Source organism: Microbulbifer sp. THAF38 (genome assembly GCF_009363535.1).
Lineage (GTDB): Bacteria > Pseudomonadota > Gammaproteobacteria > Pseudomonadales > Cellvibrionaceae > Microbulbifer.
Genome location: NZ_CP045369.1, coordinates 73,253 through 94,559 on the forward strand (window position 1 = coordinate 73,253; position 21,307 = coordinate 94,559).

The 21,307-nt window shown below is 53.8% G+C and carries 21 protein-coding genes; 15 read left to right on the top strand and 6 right to left on the bottom strand.

Annotated elements, in window-relative coordinates:
* Positions 1-154 precede the first annotated feature (154 nt).
* From FIU95_RS00305 to FIU95_RS00315, 3 genes are all read left to right on the top strand, one after another.
* Positions 155-799, top strand: a complete 645-nt coding sequence (locus tag FIU95_RS00305; protein ID WP_152450388.1) for a dienelactone hydrolase family protein — start codon at positions 155-157, stop codon at positions 797-799.
* Positions 796-1,764, top strand: a complete 969-nt coding sequence (locus FIU95_RS00310; protein ID WP_152450390.1) for a ribose-phosphate pyrophosphokinase — start codon at positions 796-798, stop codon at positions 1,762-1,764. Before FIU95_RS00305 ends, FIU95_RS00310 begins: the two co-directional genes overlap by 4 nt.
* 696 nt (positions 1,765-2,460) lie before the next feature.
* Positions 2,461-2,919: a hypothetical protein gene (locus FIU95_RS00315; RefSeq protein ID WP_152450393.1), complete on the top strand. Its 459-nt coding sequence runs from the start codon at positions 2,461-2,463 to the stop codon at positions 2,917-2,919.
* Positions 2,920-3,251: 332 nt separating this feature from the next.
* On the opposite strand, the gene yihA is transcribed toward FIU95_RS00315, so the two are convergent.
* Positions 3,252-3,920, bottom strand: coding sequence for a ribosome biogenesis GTP-binding protein YihA/YsxC (yihA, locus tag FIU95_RS00320; protein ID WP_152450395.1), 669 nt, complete (start codon positions 3,918-3,920; stop codon positions 3,252-3,254).
* A gap of 124 nt (positions 3,921-4,044) precedes the next feature.
* Between yihA and FIU95_RS00325 the strand changes: the two genes are divergently transcribed.
* The 10 genes from FIU95_RS00325 to FIU95_RS00370 all read left to right on the top strand — a co-directional run bounded on the left by FIU95_RS00325 (position 4,045) and on the right by FIU95_RS00370 (position 12,770).
* Positions 4,045-4,704: a c-type cytochrome gene (locus tag FIU95_RS00325; RefSeq protein ID WP_152450397.1), complete on the top strand. Its 660-nt coding sequence runs from the start codon at positions 4,045-4,047 to the stop codon at positions 4,702-4,704.
* Between the two features lie 229 nt (positions 4,705-4,933).
* Positions 4,934-5,620: a thiol:disulfide interchange protein DsbA/DsbL gene (locus FIU95_RS00330; protein WP_152450399.1), complete on the top strand. Its 687-nt coding sequence runs from the start codon at positions 4,934-4,936 to the stop codon at positions 5,618-5,620.
* Between the two features lie 181 nt (positions 5,621-5,801).
* The gene (locus tag FIU95_RS00335; protein WP_152450401.1) at positions 5,802-6,926 is read left to right on the top strand and encodes a hypothetical protein; all 1,125 of its coding nucleotides are present in this window, start codon (positions 5,802-5,804) and stop codon (positions 6,924-6,926) included.
* A gap of 45 nt (positions 6,927-6,971) precedes the next feature.
* Complete coding sequence (locus tag FIU95_RS00340; protein ID WP_152450403.1) at positions 6,972-7,436, top strand: ecotin family protein; 465 nt, start codon at positions 6,972-6,974, stop codon at positions 7,434-7,436.
* A gap of 277 nt (positions 7,437-7,713) precedes the next feature.
* The gene (locus FIU95_RS00345; RefSeq protein WP_152450405.1) at positions 7,714-8,199 is read left to right on the top strand and encodes a hypothetical protein; all 486 of its coding nucleotides are present in this window, start codon (positions 7,714-7,716) and stop codon (positions 8,197-8,199) included.
* Between the two features lie 79 nt (positions 8,200-8,278).
* Positions 8,279-8,992, top strand: a complete 714-nt coding sequence (locus tag FIU95_RS00350; protein ID WP_152450407.1) for a hypothetical protein — start codon at positions 8,279-8,281, stop codon at positions 8,990-8,992.
* 206 nt (positions 8,993-9,198) lie between these two features.
* Positions 9,199-9,609, top strand: coding sequence for an ACT domain-containing protein (locus FIU95_RS00355; protein WP_152450409.1), 411 nt, complete (start codon positions 9,199-9,201; stop codon positions 9,607-9,609).
* 10 nt (positions 9,610-9,619) lie between these two features.
* Positions 9,620-10,363, top strand: coding sequence for a hypothetical protein (locus FIU95_RS00360; RefSeq protein WP_152450411.1), 744 nt, complete (start codon positions 9,620-9,622; stop codon positions 10,361-10,363).
* Between the two features lie 150 nt (positions 10,364-10,513).
* Positions 10,514-12,136 (top strand): M28 family metallopeptidase, encoded by a 1,623-nt coding sequence (locus FIU95_RS00365; protein WP_152450413.1) that lies wholly within the window; start codon positions 10,514-10,516, stop codon positions 12,134-12,136.
* A 139-nt stretch (positions 12,137-12,275) separates the two neighbouring features.
* Positions 12,276-12,770 carry a hypothetical protein gene (locus FIU95_RS00370; RefSeq protein ID WP_152450416.1) on the top strand — a complete coding sequence of 165 codons (495 nt, stop codon included), beginning with the start codon at positions 12,276-12,278 and terminating at the stop codon, positions 12,768-12,770.
* Between the two features lie 43 nt (positions 12,771-12,813).
* Here the strand turns inward: FIU95_RS00370 and FIU95_RS00375 are convergent, their stop codons facing one another.
* Entirely contained in the window at positions 12,814-13,692 is an 879-nt protein-coding gene (locus FIU95_RS00375) for a LysR family transcriptional regulator (RefSeq protein WP_152450418.1), read from the bottom strand.
* Between the two features lie 124 nt (positions 13,693-13,816).
* On the opposite strand from FIU95_RS00375, the gene FIU95_RS00380 reads away from it, so the two are divergent.
* Positions 13,817-14,593, top strand: coding sequence for a ferredoxin--NADP reductase (locus tag FIU95_RS00380; RefSeq protein ID WP_152450420.1), 777 nt, complete (start codon positions 13,817-13,819; stop codon positions 14,591-14,593).
* Positions 14,594-14,732: 139 nt separating this feature from the next.
* Positions 14,733-15,296, top strand: coding sequence for a lipocalin family protein (locus FIU95_RS00385; RefSeq protein ID WP_152450422.1), 564 nt, complete (start codon positions 14,733-14,735; stop codon positions 15,294-15,296).
* On the opposite strand, the gene FIU95_RS00390 is transcribed toward FIU95_RS00385, so the two are convergent.
* From FIU95_RS00390 to FIU95_RS00405, 4 genes are read right to left on the bottom strand one after another with little or no spacing between them, the layout of a single operon-like run.
* Positions 15,285-16,976, bottom strand: coding sequence for a hypothetical protein (locus tag FIU95_RS00390; protein WP_152450424.1), 1,692 nt, complete (start codon positions 16,974-16,976; stop codon positions 15,285-15,287). The genes FIU95_RS00385 and FIU95_RS00390 overlap by 12 nt on opposite strands.
* Complete coding sequence (locus FIU95_RS00395) at positions 16,973-19,201, bottom strand: hypothetical protein (protein WP_152450426.1); 2,229 nt, start codon at positions 19,199-19,201, stop codon at positions 16,973-16,975. Before FIU95_RS00395 ends, FIU95_RS00390 begins: the two co-directional genes overlap by 4 nt.
* Positions 19,194-20,399 (bottom strand): BatA domain-containing protein, encoded by a 1,206-nt coding sequence (locus tag FIU95_RS00400; protein WP_152450428.1) that lies wholly within the window; start codon positions 20,397-20,399, stop codon positions 19,194-19,196. The genes FIU95_RS00395 and FIU95_RS00400 overlap by 8 nt, the downstream gene beginning before the upstream one ends.
* 1 nt (position 20,400) lies before the next feature.
* Positions 20,401-21,303 (bottom strand): DUF58 domain-containing protein, encoded by a 903-nt coding sequence (locus FIU95_RS00405; RefSeq protein ID WP_152450430.1) that lies wholly within the window; start codon positions 21,301-21,303, stop codon positions 20,401-20,403.
* Between the last annotated feature and the right edge of the window lie 4 nt (positions 21,304-21,307).

Sequence of the window (21,307 nt, forward strand, 5' to 3'; positions counted from 1 at the left end):
TTCATGGTTTAAGTGACACAAGCTACTCACGCAGACCCCTTGGCGCTCATCTGGTCTAGTCTGAGCACTACAGAGAATACATTCGTATGACATACCGTCTTGGCGGCTAGGATTATCAATCGCCACCAGCGCCTGTCTGTCTTGAGGACCATTGATGCAGAGCAAAACTATTGCGTTGGCAGCGGAGCATAAAACCCTGCAGGCGTCTCTCACGCTGCCTCAAGAGTCGCGTGCACTGGTGATCTTTGCTCATGGCAGCGGCAGTAACCGCGCTAGTCCGCGCAATATTGCCGTGGCCAAACGTCTGAACGATGCGGGATTTGCCACACTGCTATTCGACCTGCTCAGCGAGGAAGAGAGCCGCGCGGACGAAGCCACCAGTGAATATCGCTTCGATATCGACCTGAGTGCCCGGCGCCTGGTGGAAGTGATCGATTGGGCGGCGCAGGGGGAAACTACCCGGGCTCTGCATATCGGCTTGTTCGGAGCCAGCACCGGGGCTGCGGCAGCGCTAATCGCCGCCGCCGAGCGACCATCTTTGGTAGGCGCGGTGGTTTCACGGGGCGGCAGACCGGATCTGGCCGGGTCGGACCTGCCTCTGGTCAAGGCGCCCACACTGCTGCTGGTGGGCGGCGATGACAAGCAGGTACTGGAGTTGAATAAAGAAGCGCTCCAGCATATGGTCAACGAGCCCCGTTTACATCTGATACCCCATGCCGGCCATTTATTTGAGGAGCCTGGAGCCATGGATGAAGTGGTGCGTATGACTGTGCGCTGGTTTCGCGCGAGCCTGCTATGAGTAGATTGAAGCTATTCAGTTTGGATGCCGGCGCCGACTTTGCCGGTCGCGTGGCTGCGGCCCTGGGTGAACCTCTGGCCCGGCATGAGGAGCGCTGCTTTGCCGATGGTGAGCACAAGGTGCGCCCCCTGGATGATGTCGAGGGAGCGGATGTCTTCCTGGTGCAATCCCTGCACAGGGAGCAATACAGCAGTGTCGATGAAAAACTGTTGCGCTGTTTGTTTTTTATCGGCGCTTTACGCGATGCCGGTGCCGCGCGTATTACCGCGGTAATGCCCTACCTCTGTTATGGGCGCAAAGATCGACGCACCAAGTTACATGATCCTCTTCCGACCCGCTATTTGGCCAGCCTCTTGGAGGCCGTGGGTACTCAGGTGGTAGTGACCCTCGATGCCCACAACCTGTCTGCCTATGAGAATGCCTTTCGTTGCCGCACCCTGCATTTACTATCGGAGCCTTTGTTATTGGAGTTTGCGCTGGGCCGACTGAAGACGGAGCCGCGGCCCCTGGTGGTTTTGTCCCCAGATGAGGGGGGGATAAAACGCGCAGAGAAATTGCGCGAGACACTGAGTGAGCGCCTGGGGCGTCCGGTAAGTAGTGCCTTCGTGGAGAAGTACCGCCAGGGTGAGAAGATCAGTGGTGGCACCCTGGTGGGAGAGGTGCGCGGGGCGGTCGTGTTGATCGTGGATGATCTTATCGCCAGTGGCGCAACACTCTGTCGAGCGGTTGAAGCCGCGCAGCGGGCCGGAGCCCAGCGTATCCTGGCGCTGGCCAGCCACGGCCAATTTAGTGGAGATGCTTTTGCGGACTTGTCACAACTGCCCTTGGATGCTGTGGCAGTGACCAACTCTCTGCCCCAGTTACATTTGCCGCAGAACTTTCACTTGCTCGACTGTGCGCCCTTGATGGCGGAAGCGATTCGACGCCTGCACGATTGCGGCCCGGTGAGCGAGCTCACTCTTTAACTTTTTATCGATAAAGGCCTCTTATCGACAAAACAGTCGTCGACTTTTTTATGGTTTTGCCTGCTTTTGGCGCATCAATCATTTTTTAAGAATCCGACCCACGAATATCACGCATTATCTTTCCCGCACTCGAGCCGCGTTTACATTTATTTACTTAAGAAATGGGAACAAACAGGGCAAATGCCCTATCCAAGAATACAGATCATTGTTGCTCCCTAACCCCAAAGCGTTCAGCTTTTTAACCCCGGAATTCCCCAAAACCGGGGTTTTTTTTGTCCGGACGAAAGAGGATTCTTAAAATTTTTACTGGCGAACCCTTTCCATAGCCACTGATTTATTGCTGGCTTTGGAATCTATTTCCGGAAATAGGCTGAGAAAGGGCATAGGATTCGCAGACCTCTGATCGTGGTGTTTACTGGCTGGGAAACAAATCTCTGCCAGCCTAACCTTTCAATATGCAAAGAGTTTGCATACTAGAGGAACCCTCAGGCGTACCCGTCCCCCTGGGTGCGTCTGGCAAGTGCCCCACCCCAAGGGCACTGACCCCTAGCCGGCAGCCCCCATCTGCCGGCTTTTTTTATACCTGGATTTTGGCACACCCCAGACTATCTCAAATCGCACCACGCAAATACAAATGCGCTTGCAAATGATAATGTTTCTCATTATCTTTAGATTAAATCTAACAGGGGGGTTACCGTGAATTTACGTTACCTATGTGCAAACCACCGCCAATGGTTGATCGATAACACTGATCGTGCGGAACAGGCGTGGTTGGATTGGATGGAGCGCGGCAGGATGCTTTGCGAGGAAGGGAACCATAGTGAGGCGATTCCCTATCTGGGTTGCGCATTTGATGTGGCTGGAATGTTACTCACACGCGAGTGGCCCAGCTATGCCGTCTCTGCGACGCGTTTTAGTGACAGTGCCGCCCAGTTGATGGCGGCCTACCGGAATCAGGGAGATGAAAAACACCACCATTACCTCCTTGTGGGAGCCAGTTCTGTTCTCGCCCGCCAGCTGGGAGATCGCGATAAACAGCAGCTTGCCGCTGACTGTATCAGCGCACTCTATTCGGATGGAGATGGCAAGCCGGAACTCCTTCTTGCCGGGGAAAAACCCGTATCCCACGGCGGGGCAAGCCTGCAGTTGCACTGAGGCAGAGCCGGCAGAGGCACCAAAAGAGTCCCCGCGCCTGCTGACCGTTTCTATTCGCGAGGATGCCCTTGTGGACCTGCTCGCACAGCGTGCTCTCTGCGCGGAGGCGCTGCACTGTGCTACGCCCCAGGCGCGCCGGCGCCTGCGTCAGCTGTTGCTGCGCTCGCTGACGCGGACAGGGGACAGCATCTCGGAGGAGCCGAACTGATACGGTGGTCTTGGAGTCCCCGACCTTCTCGACTGCCGCCATATTGAGAGTGTTGGGCTTATTGCCCAACAATCAGAGCAGGTTGAAGGAGCGTGCCCGGAATTAGTCCCTCCGGGCGCTTGCCTCAGGGCTCTGCCTCAGTCGGTTCGGTTGGCTCTGGTTGAGGCGCCAGCCAGGTGTTCAGTTTGCGCTCCAGCTTGTCGAGCCCGGTTTTTTTCAGTGAAGAGAAGGTTTGCAGGGTGACGCCGCGACTGAGCTCCTGTTCCTTAAGGGCTTTCTCCACGGCAAAGAGGGCGTTGTTGGCCGGGCCATTTTTCATCTTATCCGCTTTAGTGAGCAGGATATGCACAGGCAGGCCCGCCTCTACCGCCCAGGTGAGCATATGCAGGTCGAACTCCTTGAGGGGTTGGCGTATATCCATCAACAGCACCAGTCCGCGCAGACAGGTGCGTTGTTCCAAATACTCGGCCAGGTGGCGCTGCCACTCGTCTTTCATGGAGCGGGCGACCTTGGCGTAGCCATAACCCGGAAGGTCCACCAGGCGCTGGTCCTCTGACAGGCTGAAAAAGTTGATCAGCTGGGTGCGTCCGGGGGTCTTGGAGGTGCGCGCCAGCTTATTGTTGCCGGTGAGGGCATTGATGGCGCTGGACTTACCGGCATTGGATCGGCCGGCAAAGGCGACCTCTGCGCCAATGTCCTCCGGACACTCGGCCAGAGTAGGGGCGCTGGTGAGAAATCGTATGGAACGATAGTTCAGTTTCTGTGGTTGGGCTTCAAATTTGTTAATTGGCATCGTTTAAGTCTGTTGATTCAGTACACTCGCTTGGCGCGCAAGTATATAATGCCGCGGTTTTCGCGTCGCAGGACTATCGGGGGCGACACGAAACGCCATATCTCAGCGCGCAACGGGACGACGTATGAACAGCATTATCAAGAACACTGCTCTGGCACTCGGTTTGGTTTTCGGCTTGGGGGCCGTACCTTTTGCAATGGCCTCGGGCGATGCTGCTGCGGGCAAGGCTAAGGCCGCCCAGTGCGCCGCCTGCCACGGCGCTGATGGCAACAGCCTGTCGCCGGCTTTCCCAAAAATCGCCGGCCTCGGTGAAAAATACCTGTACAAGCAGCTTCAGGATATTCAGAGCAAAACCCGCGACATACCGCAGATGATCGGTCAGCTGGACAGTTTCAAAGACCAAGACCTGCAGGATATCGCCGCCTATTTCGCCTCCCAGCCAATGCAGTTGACTGGCTCTACCGCCTTCCCGGTGATGCTAAATAGCGGTGACAGTGTCGATAGCCTGATCCTGGGCCGCAAGCTCTACCGCGCTGGCAACAAGGAAACCGGCGTGCCGGCGTGCATGGGTTGTCACTCGCCCACTGGCCAGGGCAATGCCCCTGCAGGTTATCCGCGTCTTTCCGGTCAGTATCCGGAGTACATTGAAGCGCAGTTGAAAGCCTTCCGTGCGGGCACTCGTGCCAATGATGGTGAAGTCCGCACCATGCGCACCGTGGCCAAACAGCTTTCCGATGCCGAGATCAAGGCGGTTGCCAACTACATCGCTGGCCTGACCGACTAAATCGGTTAGCCACAGCAACGAGAGGCCGGTCACACACCGGCCTTTTTTGTGTCCGACGCTCCCGCATGGGGGTGGGAATTGGGTAAAGTATTGCCACCTTTGCGACCTCGCCTTGCGCCCGGCGCGGGGAACTTAAATAATCAGCGCTGTCTATTGTGTCCTCAGTGGCCCGACAGTATGTCGCCAGATCAGGCGCTCGAACCACGAATATAGAAGCTGGAGAAGACTTATGAGAGCAGTGCTCGCCCCTATAACAATGGTTTTCGCTGTATTGTTCAGCCTTGTTGCCTGCGCCAAGGAAAGCGGAGAGTTTAAGGCCGGCCAACATTACCAGGTGCTGCCACAGGCGGTAGCGCAGAAAAATGCCAACAAGATCGAAGTGACCGAGATGTTCTGGTATGGCTGTGCCCACTGCTACCACTTCGAGTCGACTCTGGACCGCTGGCAAGAAAAAATGCCCAGTGATGTCGCTTTGGTGAAGCTGCCGGCAATTTGGCAGCCGGTGATGGATGTTCATGCCCGTTTGTTCTATGTGGCGGATGCCATGGGCGTTCTGGATAAAATGCACACCCCTCTGTTCAATACCATTTACAACCAGCGCCAGATGCTGGCGATTCGCGAAGGCCGTGACTTTAAACCCGACCTGGCCGCTATCGAAGCCCTGTTCAATAAGCACGGTGCCGATGGTGCCAAGGCCGCCAAACTGATGAACTCCTTCGCCATCAACAGCAAGGTTAAGCAGGGTGTGGCCAACCAGCGCGCCTATAAGATGACTGGCACTCCGGAAGTGGTTGTGGCCGGTAAATACCGTATCAGCTCCTCTCTGCCGGGTTACAAGGGCAAGAGCAACGGACAGGAATTGATGCTGCAGGTGGCGGACTACCTGATCGCTAAAGAACGCGCCGATCGAGGCTGATAGCCCAGCCAAAAACAAACCCCGCCCAGTGCGGGGTTTTTTGTATCTGCACTTTTGCCACACTTGAGTAAGCCCATTTTCTACCGCAGCAGCCTGGAACAGGAAGTCACCTTTGCGATATCTATGGATCTGTTTGTGCTTGCTGATTCTCTCCTTTCCGTCCCTATGGGCACAGCAGACAATGGAGAATGACAGACTGGCCGCGCGTGCGAGCAATCTGCTTTCCTATATCGCTGTGGACTATGGGGACTCTGTCGATGATGACCGAATCCTCGATACAGACCTCTATCGACTGCAACAACACCATGCCACTCAGGCACTGGAACTGGTACGGCAACTACCAGACAAACCTGGCCGTTCCGCTTTGGAGAGGAGTATTGGAGCCTTGCAGGAGGCGATAGGCCGTCGCGATAATGCTGATGCTGTGCGCAGGAAGGCCAATGAGATCGCCGATCGATTGGCGGCCCTCTATCAGATGCAGCGCTCCCCCACGCAGTCTTTGCCCGCGGCCAATCTGGCGGCACCCCTTTTCCAACAGCGTTGTGCCAGGTGCCACGGTAGCTGGGGGCAGGGTGGTGGCGCGGTACCAGACCTGCGCGACGCCGCGCGTATGGCGAGTTTCAGTCTCTACGACCTCTACAATACCCTCGATCCCACCGTGGATACGGTACATAGCAATCGGGTCGATGGCGACTTGGATAGCCGGCAACGCTGGGCGTTGGCGGTAACCGTTGCCGCCCTTGCTGTGAAGAACCAACTGCCACCTTCCGCTGATCTTGCCGAGCGCTACCCGGCCCTGGTCGGACTGCCGGGTTTGGCGGTGACCCGCCCGGTAGAGTTGCCCACTGATGCCAGGAATGCCCTGATGTGGTGGAGGGGACATCCCCACTTGGTGCGCTCCCTAGAACATCCTCTGGCCCGTGCCGAGGGGCTACTGCTCTTGGCGGAAACCGATTACCGGGGAGGAGACAACGCCGGTGCTTACCACAAGCTGATGCTTGCCTATCGCGAGGGCTACCAGCCCCTGCAGCAGTCCATTGAGTTACGAGACAGGGTTTTGTACAGCCAGCTTCAAACTCAATGGAAAAAATTGCGACGGGAAGTGATCTCTGCCGCACCCAACACGGATGTGATTGCTTCTATACAAAATTTACGCACCTTGCTGGCTAGGGCCAGAGCACGGCTCGAACCGATGCCGGGCAGCGGTATCAGTTATCTGTGGGCGACGCTGCTGTTTGCATTGGCGCTAGCGCTTGGGCTCTCTCTTTGGTGGGGATTGCGTTGGAGAAAGCGGTCTAGACTTTAAGGTGTTTGTACGCCAGGTCAGTTGTCCAGCCGTGAGGAAGTCACCATGGCAAGATCTCTATTGCCCGTCCTTATCCTCTGTTATGCACTGCCGCTTCAGGCGGCCGAGCCTCTGGATGCTTTCCCGTCAGAAGTAGAAGGGAAATATCGCCATGTGATAGAGCTGCCCAAGGTGGTCGATGAGAGCCGCTTTATGGTTGAGCTGGTGCCGGGTAAAAATGCACTGGCCGACTGTAACCTTCGCAGTTTCAATGCGCCTTTACAGCGCCAGGTATTGCCGGGTTGGGGTTATCCCTATTATGTGCTGGCGGACCTGAAGCCCGCGCAGGGTACCAGTAAGGTGTGTGGGCCCGACTCTGAATCCCGCCGTTTTATCCGCGTGCGCGGCAAGGGACTGATACTGCCTTATACCAGTAGCCAGCCTCTAGTGGTGTATCTGCCAGAGGGTGTACAGCTGAAATACCGTGTGTGGCGGGCGGATAAAAATCTGTCGGACGCACAGTCCAAATAAGCTATTCCTTAAACCCACTCCACCTGCCTGCCTAATTCCACTCCCTCACAGTGGCGCCTCAATAAATATTTTTAATGCTTCTAATGCCACTGTGGGATTTTGCGTCTAGCCTTACTAAGCAAGGGATGTGAAAAATAACGCCTGTGCGATTTTTCACGCCGGTTTTTTTTGGCCTGTGGCCGTAACCGGACAGGAACATTGGCGGTGACGCAAGCCGCCGTTCACAGTAACCCTACTCCGCGGTTCTTGCCGTGGAGCACCTACGGTAGAGCAGCGCATGAAGTATTTGCGTATTCCCCCTTTAAATCCTGTTTGTATATCCCCGCTACAAAGTTGTGCCATTGCCCTGATGCTTTTTTTGCTATTGCCGCTGGCGGCAATAGCGGAATCAGCTCAACAAAAGTGGGCGGGCAACTGGTTGGTGGTGAGTGAGGGAGACGACCAGCTAGTGTGGCAACTTAATGCTGATGGCTCCGGTTATGCCTATGGCTTTAATTCCGGAGGCAGGCTGACCCATGGCTTCGCCATTAATTGGCAACTGGATGGCGATCGTGTGCGGGTGCGCACCGGCGCATCCGTTAGCTGTAAAGGCGGCGTAGTTTCGGTAGCGTTTCGCGGCTGGAGTCGTTCCACCCTGTTATTTGCGGTGATCGATGGGCGGCACTGGCTGCAGGCGGGCGGCGGCTTGCTAAGTTTCCAGCGCCGCCTGAGTGGCTGGAACACTCCTAAGGCCGGGAGCAATTGTCCCAACATTGCCAGCTGATTTTTTGGTTAGCACTCATTAAAAATAAAATAGGAATTTTCCACTCAGGGAGGAGAGCGTCGAATACTGGAGTAAAGCTGTGATGCAAAGAACCCTGGTGTTGGCTCTGGTATTTTTGCTCACAGCTGTTTCCGCTTTTGCGAAGGATGAGCAGAAAAAAAAGGAGAAACAGAGTGAACAGGAAAAAAAGACACAGCAGCGGAATGCCGGTTGGCAAGCTCAATCCCGCTTGAATGCCAGTCAATGGGTTGGTGCCTGGCTGATTTCCCGGGATGGGGAGGCGCGGCATGTATGGAGCTTGAAATCCGATGGCACTGGCCGCTCCTACGCCTTCCTCCCCCAAGATGGAAAACTGCAATTTATCTTTGGTTACGATATTCACTGGTATTTTGACCCTTTTACACAAATGGCCAATATCAAGACTGGTCGTAGAATCATTTGTCGTAGAGGGAAAATCTATCCCTATTTCCTCACCTTGAAGTCCTATGAGAGCGATTATTCAGTGCGAGGAAAATTTGCCTGGCAAACCACTTGGACCGAGGTGAGTATTGGACGCGATCGCCTGCACAAATCCCTGGTGGTATTTGTTGCACCACTGTCCGCCTGGCACGACCCGGGTAAGGGTGCGCCCTGCCCGGAATTCCCCCATGTGCGCTTAGAAAAAGCGATTGATCGAGTCTTGCAGAGTTGGGAGAAAAAAGACTCCCCCGATTTAGAAGTGAATACCTCCCCAGCACCGGGTGAACCTGAGCTGGAAGGCGAAGAATTAAAAAAACCGACAAAAAAAACGTGAATAGGCGTAAGCGAAATTAAAATAAAAAACCACTGACAAAGTAGTGGTGTGAATCACTGACAGAGAGTACTGATTATCCAGACCTTATGACCACTTGGTGTTTCCATGGGAAAAGTGATTCCGATGGATAGATGAATGATATGGTCTCTGTCGGGCACCCGCTTACTGTGTGGTTATAAAGCAGGTTTTTCAATGGCAAATCGGGTATGACAGAAGAAATTTCTCTCACAAATATTCTGAGAAATATGTGCCCCAAATTACAAGAGGAAACTTACGTTTTTTGCCAAGTGTCGGATGCCCGGCTCGAAGAAGTCTTGACGCAAAGCCTGTGTATTTTCCGTGAAGGTGAGGGCATGAGCGCAATTTTACCCAAGTGCTTGGCGCAACAGTATGGAATTGCCTCCAGCGGGCCCTTTCGACAAATCACCCTGCAGGTCTTTTCCGGTCTCAGTGCGGTGGGTCTTACCGCAACCGTCACGAGAGAACTCGCCGATGCGGGCATAGTGGCCAATATGGTAAACGCCCTGCGTCACGACCACGTCTTTGTCCCGGAAGAGAGCGCGCAACAGGCCCTACAGCTTTTGCGCGGGCTCAGTAATCGGGTGTACTACACCTGAGCTTTTCGCTGTGAGTATCAACTATCCCCAGCCTCAGCCCCACGGCGAAATTCGCCAACTACTACCAGACCTTTTCTATGTACCGGGAACCGTCAAACTGGCTCCGGCAGTCACTATCAATCGGAATATGGCCATAGTGCGCTGGCAGGAGGAGCTGGTACTGGTGAACCCGATTCGCCTGCGTCCAGCCCAGGAGGAGAAGCTGCAGGATCTAGGCCGAATTTCCCATGCGGTACGACTTGGTTATCACCACGGTCAGGATGACCTCTACTACCGGGATCACTTCGACCTGACTTTTTGGCGGCAGTCCGGCTCAAACTTCTATCCTCCCAGTGCGGACAGACTGGTGAAAGATGGGGGCAGTTCTCCAATACCGGGAAGTCAGTTTCTGGAACTGCGTTATAGTCGTTATCCCGAGGCCTTTTGGTGGTTGCCCTTTAATGGCGGCTTATTACTGGGCTGTGATGCCTTGCAGTATTGGGGAAAGTGGAGCGGCTGTAGCTGGTGCGGCCGCAATCTGATGCGCCTTTCCGGCATACGCGCAGGTATGCAGGTACCGCCCGCCTGGCGAACGCGAATGACCCCTGAGGGCCGGGACCAGCGCTGTTGGCTGCAAGAGGACTTTCAGCGCCTGCTGCAGTTGCCCTTCCTACATTATTTGGCCGCCCATGGAGAGTTTTGTGCTGATCGGGCTCATGAGGAGGTTGCCGCAGCATTGAACCGTGCTTTCCCTGGTCTCTACAAGACGGCCTAGTCCCTGAAGATTAACCTCCTTGAGGTAAGTGATTGCTCACTTTGTGCATCCCTGTATCAAGCCGGATCGTGTTAAGATTGTGCACCTTTTTGGCGCGGTGCTGGTGCAATCTGGCTGACCGCGATGATTTATTCGAGAAGTAGAGTTTCCATGAAAAGCAAAATCCTGCTCAGCGGCCTACTGGCAGTGCTGCTGGCGGCCTGCACCGCAGTGACCACTGACACAGCGCCCAGCGCGAATATCGACAATATCAGTCGGGATGTGAATTATCTGGCATCTGCAGAGCTGGAGGGAAGAAATACGGGCAGCGAGGGCTACCTCAAGGCGGCGCAATATGTGGCCGATCAGTTTCAGTCTATGGGCCTCGACCCGGCAGGTGAGCAGGGCTACTTTCAAAATGTGCCTTTCCGCAGTGCCAGCTGGAATGGCGCCGAGCCCAGTCTTGTCGTGAAAGGGAAGAGCAGTGAGGCCACTCTTACCTTTGGAGAGGACTTCATCGCCTCACCTTCTGCAGTGAATGAGAAGGCTAGCCTGGAAGCCGAGCTGGTATTTGTCGGTTACGGAATTGAAGCGCCGGACTATGGCCTGAACGATTACGCCGGGCTGGATGTGAAAGGGAAGATCGCGGTAGTACTGAGTGGTCGCCCCAAGAGCCTGCCCAGTGAAGTGGGGGCTCACTACGCTTCCAGTTATAACAAGCGCGAAACCGCCGCTCGTCACGGCGCGGTGGGTTATATCACCCTTTATACACCCGAACGTGAAAAGCGTCGCCCCTTTGCGCGCTATGCGGAGCACCGCCACGATGAGACTTTCGACTGGGTAAACCGCAAAGGCGAGCCGGGCAGTGCCACCCCCGGCTTATACCCCGGTGTGATGCTCAACCTCGATGCAGCGAGCAAACTCTTCAGCGGTACCCAGCAGAGTCTGGAAGCTATCTTCAGCGATATGGAAAAAGGTCAGAACCCCAAGGGTTTTGCGCTTCCCTACCGCGCGGCGCTGAGCACAAGCTCTAAACACCAGGAAATTTTCAGCCCCAATGTAGTGGCCGTATTACCGGGCAGTGATCCGGTACTTAAAAATGAATATGTAGTCTTCTCTGCCCACCTGGACCATATCGGCAAAAAAGAGGATGGTCAGATTTATTATGGCGCACAGGATAATGCCGCAGGAATCGCGGTCATGCTGGAAACCGCACGGCTGTTTGCGGAATCCGGCCAGTCTCCGCGACGCTCTCTCTTATTTGTGGCGGTGACCGGAGAAGAGAAAGGGCTGCTCGGCTCTGACTATTTTGCCGAATATCCTACCGTACCCCTGCAGTCCATCGTGGCCAATATCAATCTGGATATGCCCATGCTGCTCTACCCGTTCCGCGACATTATTGCCTTCGGTGCCGAGCACTCTTCCCTGGGCCAGGTTGCCGAAAATGCCGCAATCCGTAGCGGCCTAAAACTGAGCCCTGATCCCATGCCGGAAGAGGTGATCTTCGTACGCAGCGATCACTACAATTTCGTACGCCGCGGTGTGCCTTCTATTTACCTCATTACTGGGCGAGAAGCACAGGACCCGAATATCGATGGCACTGCTATGCAAGTGTCCTTCCTGAAAGAGAGCTATCACAAACCCGGAGATGCGCCCGATGCAGGGGTGAACTACGCCGCGGCCAGGCAATTTACCGAAGTTAACTATCTGATCGCCCGTGAAGTGGCAGATGCCGAGGATAAGCCTTCATGGTATGAGGGGGATTTCTTTGGGGACTTGTTTGGTACGAATTAGGTTACACAGACTATTACTCCAATTGTAAATAGTTTGTGAATAAATTCTTACAAGATAATTATTGGTTTGTGGTAAATTGCGCAGCCTATCGGTTAGTTACCGATAAATAAAATATATTATCCGTATTAGGACATAAAAAATGTTTAAAAAATTAGCTTTGGGGGCTGCGATTACTGGATTGTTAATGGCAACGGGTTGTGCAAGTATCGTAAGTGATAGTTCCTATCCGGTATCAATCAATAGCACTCCAGGCGGTGCAAATTTTACCATTATCAATGAAGCGGGTTTTGACGTTCACAGTGGCGTAACCCCTGATACTGTTACCCTGCCAGCATCTGATGGATTCTTCTCTTCTGCGAGCTATACGGTTAAATACCAGATGGCTGGTTACAACGAGCAGAGTTTTTTGATTAAAGCGGGTATGGACGGTTGGTACGTTGGTAATATCCTTGTTGGTGGTCTAATCGGCTGGTTGATTGTTGACCCTGCAACTGGTGCAATGTGGAAACTGCCAGAATCCGCACATGTTACTCTGCAGCCGAACACTGCAGCGGCTCCTATGGGCGGCCTATCAATAGCTTCTATCGATGAAGTTCCTGAAGAAATGAAATCTCAGCTGGTGCGTGTAAAATAAGCACTTGTTTGGAAAAAAACCACCCTATTGGGTGGTTTTTTATTTATACGCTTCGACACAATTCTAACCACCGCTCAATCCCCGAACTCCTATATTTTTGCCGATGCAGAGCGAAATAAAATTCTCTGTGAAAGTTCCTCTGTGATACCGGCAATTCGATCAATGAGCCCCGCTTCAAGGCGTCTGCTAAAGAGACCCTAGATAGGCAGCTGATACCGAGCCCAGCTTCCACAGCTCGCTTAATTGCCTCTGTATGCTGCAGCTCCAACAATATATGAAGGTTTGGAAGTAATCCGACCATTGCTCGCTCAAAAGTCTGACGTGTGCCGGAGCCAGGTTCCCGGGTAATCCAGGTGGCTTTGAGCAGATCTTTGTCTGTTAGGCGCTTGCGTTTGGCCAGGGGGTGAGAGGGGGCGCAAAAGACGACTAATTCATCACTGCGCCAGGGAATCATCTCTAGATCCGGGTGATTAAATTCGCCTTCTATAAGCCCAAGATCCAGCTCAAAGTTGAGCACCCGCTCTGTAATTGCCGAGGTATTGGCGACCTCCAACTCTACGCGTGTGCCGGGTTGCTCTTCCATGTATCGCGCCATCACGTTCGCTGCCAGGTAATTGCCAATAGTTAGGGTTGCCCCTATTTTTAGCCGTCCCAGATCGCGATGACTGGCCAGGCTTTGTTCCAGTTCCTGTGCCCGTTCCAGCAGCTCTTCCGCTTTGGGCCATAGTTGCCTACCCAGCTCATTTAGGCGCAGGCGCTTGCCGGTGCGCTCAAACAGGCGCAGCTCAAACTGCTGTTCGAACTCCTTGAGGGCGGTGGAGGCGGCGGACTGTGACATGCTCAGGCTCTCCGCTGCACGGCTCACATTCTCGTGGTGGGCACAGGCAAGGAACACTTCCAGTTGGCGCAAGGTATAGCGCAAAGAGAAATCTCCACTTGATCGTTAAAATAGATAAGGAATATCGAAATATCCCACTTTGCCAATAGATCTTCCAGGGCTAAAATTCAACTATCAAGAGACTCGTGGAATAACCGGTTTTAAGTTTATGTCCAAATTGAATATAGAGAAGGTGTTGGAAGTCCATCATTGGAACGACACGCTGTTTAGCTTTAAGACCACCCGGGATTCGGGTTTTCGCTTTGAGAACGGACATTTCACGATGATCGGTCTGCAACAGGACAACGGTCGTCCACTGCTGCGTGCCTACTCCATTGCCAGTGCCAATTACGAAGATGAGCTGGAGTTCTTCAGTATCAAGGTTCCCGATGGCCCGCTGACTTCCCGCCTGCAGAAGATTGTACCAGGCGACGAGATCTACGTGAGCCAGAAGCCCACCGGTACTCTGGTTGCGGATCACCTGCTACCCGGCAAGCGCCTGTGGTTGCTCTCAACGGGTACTGGTTTGGCACCTTTCATGAGCATTATTAAAGACCCCACGGTCTACGAACGTTTCGACCAGGTAATTCTTACCCACGGCGTGCGCTATGTCTCTGAGCTGGCCTATCAGGAGCAGATCGAGAAGGAGCTACCTGAGCATGAATATTTTGGTGAGATGGTGCGTGAGCAGCTGCTTTACTACCCCACTGTAACCCGTGAGCCCTACCGTAATACCGGTCGTCTGACTGACTTGATGCTGTCCGGTAAGCTATTTACTGATCTGGATGTGCCCAAGCCAAATGTTGAGGAAGACCGCTTTATGTTGTGCGGCAGCCCGGCAATGTTGAAGGACCTCACCAATATCCTTGATGACTGGGGATTCAAGGAGACCCGTGCAGGCGTGCCGCACGAATATGTGATTGAGCGCGCTTTCGTAGAAAAATAAGTTGGCCAGTCCAGCGATGAAAAACCACCCGCGCGGTGGTTTTTTTATGGGTGAAATACCCATCGTGGAAACTATCCTGACCATGTGAAACACTTGCCTTTTATCCTGATTCGAAAGTGAGATTGCTGGGAGTGGCTAGATGAAGCTGTTTTCGCTGGGTGTCATACTGTTTTCCCTTCTATGGCTAAGTGCCTGTACACGGGTGCCGGAGGGAGTTGAGCCAGTACAGAATTTCCAGCTGCAGCGCTATCTAGGCCACTGGTATGAGATTGCTCGCTTGGACCATTCTTTCGAGCGGGGCCTCACTTTGGTAACCGCCGACTATACCCTCAACCCCGATGGCTCTGTTGCAGTGGTCAATACCGGTTACTCGAAGGCCCGCGATGCTTGGCAGCTGGCAGAGGGGCGGGCTGAATTTGTCGGCCCGAGTGATATAGCCCACCTGAAGGTTTCTTTTCTCGGCCCTTTTTATTCGTCTTATATCGTTATTGATCTGACAGACGATTATCAATACGCGATGGTATCCGGCTACGATAAATCCTATCTGTGGATTTTGTCCCGCACCCCGACTATGCCCAAGGATGTACTGGAGCAGTTTATACAAAAAGCCAAAGCCCTGGGTTATCCCGTCGATCAGCTGATATTCCCCAAGCAGGAGGCGCAACCGGGTAATAAACCTTCGGCGCAGTCTTCAAGAGAGTGACCTGCTCGATAGCCTGCGTTCCCGCCACCAGCTTATGCACACCAGTAACAGCAAAATAAGCGCCGGCCACTGGCGCTCAAGCGGTACTTTGCTTGCCTGGCTATTACCTATTGGGCCCAGGCGTGCACTAGCCATTTGTCGGGTCTCCCTGTCATTTACAGACTGCTGCCACTGGGGCCAGTCCTCCTTGGCAAAGATATAGAAATCCAATGCCGCTTCGCCCTTCAAATCCGTCTTAAGCTGATGCCAGCCAGAACTCTGTGGCCAGAAGCTGTAGCACTGGCCCTGGGAATTACTACTTACGGCGACTCCACTGATGGGTTGGGAGTTTTCTCGGGAGCTTAATAACACTGGGCTCTGATTAGAAAAAAGTGGGCTGCATAGGGTGATGCGTTCCTGAGTCCGCGGTAACTCATCGGAGAGGGTTACTGGCTGCTGACTTCCCAAGTGTTTGAGTTGGTAATCAATAATCGACTTCCACAGGCTGGCGAATTCAGTAGCAAACCCACTGGTCAGCCAGCGGTGGCTGTCGCTAAATAGGATAAAACCCAGGTGCTGCGTCTGGGTTGACCGTCCCCAGAAAAGGGGAGTTTCTTCATTGCCCAGTAAGAAGTCCCAGGAGCTAGGCTGCATAGCTATCAAGCCAGGATTGCGCAGTGGGGGGATCTCCGCATTGTCCGCTTTTTGGTAGCCAAAGCCGGAGTGTAAATGGGTATCTTTTCCCTTTTGCAGAGGCATGGAGTGGCCAGCAGCGTATTGGAGAAACTCTTCAGAGGAATCGTCACCGACTAACCATAACAGTGACTTTGTAGTGGCGAGCTCATTGAGCTGACGCTTTTGTTGAGAGGAGAGCTGTGGCCACAAACTGCTATCGAGTATGACTAAATCGAAGGGACTTTCCTTTGTAAGTAAATCCGCAGACTGGGTAAGGGGAAGCCCGTTGAGGGTTTCTTTTCTACTAATTTCAGGTGCCAACTGGGTCATCACTTGTGCTGTTACACCGGATTGACGCAGCCAGCGAGAGAGGGCTGCCGTCTCAAAAGAGGGGCGTGCCAGCCACAATAATAATTTGGGTTGGAGCGGTTCTCGCACCAGGATGGGTAAAGGATCTGTATGGGTTTCGCCGGCTTCGCTTTCCGTCCGTACTCGGTATAGCTGGGGGCCCGCGAGTTTTGGAGTGGCAGTGAGTTGTGCCTGAATTGTTTCTCCCACTTTCAGCTCAAGACTGTCTTCAATATGGCCGTAGGGATTGAGCAGGCTAATTTTTACGTTTTCAGTCAGTGGCTGGTTGTTGTGAACCTTTAACTTTAAAGAATCACCCAAGGTAATTTGCCGCTGCCAGTCCAATTCCCAGTGGCCATCAGATCCCTGGATCTTCGATAACTCCAGACGCACCGGTGCCAGGTCCCGCAGTTTGTCGCGGCCGAGTGGCTCCCCATTGAGAGAGATATATTCCACACCATTGAGATTTATTGGATGTGAGCTCGCCAGCTGTTTGCTGTCGATAGAGATATTGCGCTCGGCGGGAATGATTGCCGGCGGCTGCCAGAGCATCCAGGCACTCAACCAAATGGTCAGTTGCAGGCCATAGTCGAACGGCTTGGCGCCTCGGCGGCGCAACAGTACCAATGATGCAAAACAGGCCAACAGGCACAGGCCGGGTATCAAGAAATTAATCACAATGACTTCTCCCCTTGCTGGTGTAGCCAACGGCTGAAATGGCCGTCTGCCTCAGTTTGCAAAGGCAGTGAAGGCGCAGACTTCGGTGCTGGCAGCAGCTGATAAAGCAGCTGATTCAGGGAGTTCGTGCAATCAATACAATTCGGTTGCTGGTGGCGCTGCTGGTATAAACGCAGCTGTTTGGACAGCTCCAGGCCGAGATCTAGTGATTGCTCTGCAGCTAGCTTATTTATCTGCACCAGCAGATCGGTATCGAGTTCGGCACCTGCGTCTACCTGGGCCATTAGGGCGAGCACCTGTGCTCTTTCTTTTTGTTCAAAGGCACTGTCGACAGTTTCTGGCGCTACGTCTTCCCGTTCACCGCTAAGCCGGCGGCTTTCGTCTATGGGGGGCGCCTCGAATCCGACTCTTTGTAAGTAAATACGCGAAGCCTGCTGTACTTCCTTGATAAAGCGTAGAGCCCGGTGCTGGTGGAGCAGGGAGGCTTGGGGCTCTATAACCGACAGGTCGCGCCAGGAACTCCACATGGCATTCAGCGCGTTGCGCAGTAGCTCCTTGGTCTGGGGGTCGAATAGGGTGGCATGCTCTGAGCTGTCATGCCTGTGTCCGGCAGAAGCAGCTATGCGCTCTGCCTGTTCGAAGCGAGAGCCACGCTGGGCAAAGGGAGCGGTAGTTTCTTCGCCATGTGCCTTGTGCTCACCTTGTTCTGTATGGTGATGGCTATGGCCGTGTTCGGACTCCTCTTCATCATCGTGCTCCTCGCTCTTTGCGCCAGAATGCTCCGCTTCCGAATCCTCTTCGCCGAGAAAGCGGCCGTAGCGCATGCGCAGCAAATTCTGTTCATAGGCCAAACCCTCGGAGCGTTTGCGAAATTCCTGCGGATGCAGCTGCTCTTGCTCTGCCAGCAGGGCCTCGGTGTCAATAATCAGTTGGCGTTGGCTGCGGAAGTACTCCGGCAATATTTTAATTGCCATCCCCTCGCTGTCACTCAGCCCGAAAATCTCTTCTTGCGGCCAACGCAAGATAAAGTGTTGGCTCTTGGCAACGTTGGCGCTGGGCTCACGGTTATCTCGAGCCTCCAGATACCAGTAGAGTTCATCTCCCGCTTCCATGGAAAACTGGTGGATGGGCAGGGTGAAATCGTAGCGAGCTGCTTTCTTATCTTCCGAGGAGTTTGTTGATAAAGCAGTGGGTTGCAAACTGGTGAGTTCTATACGCTCTTCGCGAAAGCGTAAATTTTCCCCGGTGCCGCTGGCGAGGGTGACCAATAAATCCGCAGAACTCACTTGGTAATCATCATTAATGATTACTTTCACGGGAATATTTTGAGCGCTCCCTTGAATGGTATCGACGCGCAGGCTGGGTGCCTCAAAGGTAAACTCCGGGGCACTGTCTTTTTGCACCCGAATATTATGGATTTCCGGCAATAGCAATTGGCTCTCCGCGAGTTGTACTGAGAGCTGGTAAAAGTCAGCCTTCGCAATAGTGCGCTGTAGTTGCCATTTTTTACTGGGTAGATCACCTAGCGGAGAAAAGGCGAAGCGTTCAGCTTCGGCCAGCATTTCCAACCCTTGCACAGGCTGATTCAATTCGAGTTGCCACTCGACCTTGGACTGCTCCGGCACATCGATTTGTAGGGATTGGCTGTCGGCTGCGAGCCCAGTGTAGGCGGGCGGCTGGATATGGGTTGCCGCGCGCGTTATGGCGAGTTTTTCGGCAGCGGGAATAGCTGTATTTTGTTGCGTGGTCTCGGTTTTATCCGCAGTGAAGTGAGAATTGCTCAGTACAAATAACAACAGTCCCAGGCAGGCACCGAAGGCATTTGTCAGGGTACTGCGGAGTTTTTTTGGACCGAGAGACGACCGATCGCCACTTTCCAGCAGTTGTTGCAGCTTTGTTTCGATACGTGTGCGCTGTAATTGCTGCAATGGACTTAGGTTGGTTTCCTGTAGGCTAAGCAACTGGCTGCTGTCTTGCAGCTGTGGGTATTGTCCATCCAACTGTCGACATAAGCGCTCGGGACTGGGGCGCCAGCTGCGATCCAATAGAATTGCTACAACAATAATTCCGAGCCAGGCGAGAAATAGCCACTGTGGCCAGCCGAATACAAAAATACCCGAGCCAGCCAGCAGGCTGAGACCAGTGGCAAGCCAGAGATAGGGCCGCAGGGCTGTCAGTTGCCAGCGCCTGCGCACAGCGTTAAGGGTTAACTGGCGCTTATCCATGGTCGGCCTCCCCATTACTTCTGGTTGCTCTATTGGCAGAAGATCGCGATAGGGCAATTAGGCGTTCAAAGGCCAGAAGTAACAGTAGGGCGGCGATTAACCAGGGCTGCAGTGGTTCAATACGGCGGTTTTCTACCTCGCTGTCTTCTACAGGAAGGCCTGCCACTACTTTATTGGCAGACCAGTGGCCACGATTTTGGTGTTGCAGAGCCCAGTCTTGCCCAGACCAGTGCAGCCATAAACGTTCAGGTAAATCTGCGCGGCGATAAAAGGCCTCGCTGTACCAGTCACTTTCGTAGCGCAGCCAACTTCCCCGTCCCACTGAGGCCGCTTGAGCTGACTGGCTGTTATCCACAGCAACGAAGTTGAGATTAATGGCAGGGGGGATACTGTTGTCGGTGATTAACAGGCCCCCATCTGTAACAAATTCCAGCACGGCTTGTGGCAGGGGAGCGGGGCCTGTGTAGATAAGCCAATCTGTCTGTTCGACGCTGGGCGCCTTTTCTTGTTCCTGAATATGCACCGATAGTCCTGGCATTTTACTTTGCCAGTCTTCCAGCACTGGCGCCCACCAGCTGGGCGGTTTACCCATTAAAGCGATACTCGGTAATGCCTGGCTCGGAGCTGTGGATGCTTTGTTGAGGCCGTGCCACTGCCAGTGGGGACTGACTCTTAGTGCCTGGTGGGATGCTGGAACCCCGTTGTTTATCAACAGGATATGAGCCCTGCGCAAATCTGCCCGGCGTGATAGTGCTGATAGAGTTTTCCACAGGTCCACATTTTGTGGTGGGGGTGAGGTTACGGAAGGTGTTTCTGGGGATAACCACAGCACTTTATAACCTTCCCCTACAAGCTGTGGCAGTGAGTTGTGGATAAATGTATTCGCTTCGCCCGCCCCAACTCTGGGGTCTACCAGTATCACGCCCTCTTGGGGATAAATTTCCCGTTTAATCAGCGGCTGTGCCAACAAACTTGCCAGCAGGGCGACGATTAGCAGGCGCAATAGCAGCAGCCACTTGTTATCCACAATAGGGCGGCGCGCGCGACTCTGTGAATATCTTTGTACCCATTGCAGCGCAGCAAAGGAGATCTGCTGTGGATTACTTCGGCGTAGCAAATGAATGGCGATAGGTACAATCAGGGCTGTGAATAGCCATAGCCACTGTGGGGATTGAAATAAGTTATTTATCCACAACATCTCAGCACAACCTGCCGTGCAGTTGAATAAATTGCCGCAGTGACTTTTCCACAGGCTGCTCGATAAGGTCGGTCTGTAGTGAACACTCCTGTGTGGCAAAGCGTGCTTTTAACTCGCTCTGTGCTTGAGCAAAAGCATCCAGGTAAGACTGGCGTTGCCGCTCGGCGTCCACTTCTAAAGTTGCGGGAGTAATGGCGCTTACTTCTGGATTGAGCAGCTTTAGCTCTCCGCCAAAAGGAAAAGTCTGTTCTGCCTCAATTAACAATTGCAGTGGCAGGCAGGGGCGGCCGGCGGCATGCAAGCGTGCGGCAAAATCGCCGATTTCATTGTCCTGTTGAAAAAAATCACTCAGCAACACCACCTGACAAGGGCGTTCAAAGTATTGCCACAGCGGCGCCAGTTGAGCGCGATCTGGCCAGTGGTCGCTGGCGTCGAGTTGTTGTAGCTGAAGGGCGATTTGGCGCTGGTGGCTCTCACCCTGGCCTTCGGGCACATAAACCGTCCGGCTGCTGTTAAACGCCAATAGGGAATAGCTGTCTCCCTGGGCGTTGAGCAGCCAGCAGAGGCTGGCAATCCAACACTTGGCGTAATGCAGTTTATTCAGGCTGGGCTCGACAAAGCTTGCCTGGCCCAGGGAAGCGCTGGTATCGAGCACAAAGCACACGTGCATGCGGCTCTCCTGCTCTGTCTCGCGCACATAGTAGCGATCGCTGCGGGCGAACAGTTTCCAGTCGATATGGCGAATGGAATCGCCCGCTTGATAGCCTCGGTATTGGTGAAATTCCAGACCGGTGCCACGGCGCTGGCTGTGTTGCACACCGAGCATTACGCCCTCGGCGATATGTCGCGACAGCCACACCAGGTCGCGACAACTGGCCAGGGTTTTGGGGGACAGGTATTCCACGCTG